This window comes from Isoptericola sp. NPDC055063, assembly GCF_053608125.1.
This window is the reverse complement of record NZ_JBSGUW010000027.1, coordinates 1-1,821: the sequence shown is the minus strand read 5'-3', so window position 1 is coordinate 1,821 and position 1,821 is coordinate 1. Positions and strand designations below refer to the sequence as shown.

Below are 1,821 nucleotides of genomic sequence, written 5' to 3'. Positions count from 1 at the left end.
CACGTACGGCGCCTGCGATGGTCTGCCTGACCCCCACCCCCACGACCCACCAGCAGGATGACCCCACCAGCAGACCCCGGAAGCTTACGCGGGGGTATCAGATGCTCCTTAGAAAGGAGGTGATCCAGCCGCACCTTCCGGTACGGCTACCTTGTTACGACTTAGTCCCAATCGCCAGTCCCACCTTCGACCACTCCCCCCGGAAAACCGGTTGGGCCATGAGCTTCGGGTGTTACCAACTTTCGTGACTTGACGGGCGGTGTGTACAAGGCCCGGGAACGTATTCACCGCAGCGTTGCTGATCTGCGATTACTAGCGACTCCGACTTCATGGGGTCGAGTTGCAGACCCCAATCCGAACTGAGACCGGCTTTTTGGGATTCGCTCCACCTTACGGTATCGCAGCCCTCTGTACCGGCCATTGTAGCATGCGTGAAGCCCAAGACATAAGGGGCATGATGATTTGACGTCATCCCCACCTTCCTCCGAGTTGACCCCGGCAGTCTCCCATGAGTCCCCGGCATAACCCGCTGGCAACATAGGACGAGGGTTGCGCTCGTTGCGGGACTTAACCCAACATCTCACGACACGAGCTGACGACAACCATGCACCACCTGTGTACGAGTGTCCAAAGAGTCCGCTATCTCTAGCGTGTTCTCGTACATGTCAAGCCTTGGTAAGGTTCTTCGCGTTGCATCGAATTAATCCGCATGCTCCGCCGCTTGTGCGGGCCCCCGTCAATTCCTTTGAGTTTTAGCCTTGCGGCCGTACTCCCCAGGCGGGGCACTTAATGCGTTAGCTGCGGCACGGAACTCGTGGAATGAGCCCCACACCTAGTGCCCAACGTTTACGGCATGGACTACCAGGGTATCTAATCCTGTTCGCTCCCCATGCTTTCGCTCCTCAGCGTCAGTTGCGGCCCAGAGACCTGCCTTCGCCATCGGTGTTCCTCCTGATATCTGCGCATTCCACCGCTACACCAGGAATTCCAGTCTCCCCTACCGCACTCTAGTCTGCCCGTACCCGATGCAAGCCCGAGGTTGAGCCTCGGGATTTCACACCAGACGCGACAGACCGCCTACGAGCTCTTTACGCCCAATAATTCCGGACAACGCTTGCGCCCTACGTATTACCGCGGCTGCTGGCACGTAGTTAGCCGGCGCTTCTTCTGCAGGTACCGTCACTTGCGCTTCTTCCCTGCTGAAAGAGGTTTACAACCCGAAGGCCGTCATCCCTCACGCGGCGTCGCTGCATCAGGCTTTCGCCCATTGTGCAATATTCCCCACTGCTGCCTCCCGTAGGAGTCTGGGCCGTGTCTCAGTCCCAGTGTGGCCGGTCGCCCTCTCAGGCCGGCTACCCGTCGACGCCTTGGTAGGCCATCACCCCACCAACAAGCTGATAGGCCGCGAGCCCATCCCCCACCGAAAAACTTTCCAACCCACACCATGCGATGCGAGCTCATATCCGGTATTAGACCCCGTTTCCAAGGCTTATCCCGAAGTGGAGGGCAGGTTGCTCACGTGTTACTCACCCGTTCGCCACTGATCCACCCAGCAAGCTGGGCTTCACCGTTCGACTTGCATGTGTTAAGCACGCCGCCAGCGTTCGTCCTGAGCCAGGATCAAACTCTCCGTAAAAGAGAAACAACACCACACACCCACAAACGCAGATGTCAGTGTCCATTCGATACTGGCCAGACCAAGCTGAACTGCTCAGTCCGATCCAAAGAAACCAACAAAGGTTCCAAAAATTTGGCATTGACTATCAAACACACTGTTGAGTTCTCAAACAACCGACGCACACCCACAAGACCAGAACCATT

General features: G+C 57.3%; 1 rRNA gene. It reads right to left on the bottom strand.

What is annotated here, in order from left to right:
• Positions 1–112 precede the first annotated feature (112 nt).
• A 16S ribosomal RNA gene (locus tag ACWF41_RS21375) occupies positions 113–1,636 on the bottom strand.
• Positions 1,637–1,821 lie beyond the last annotated feature (185 nt).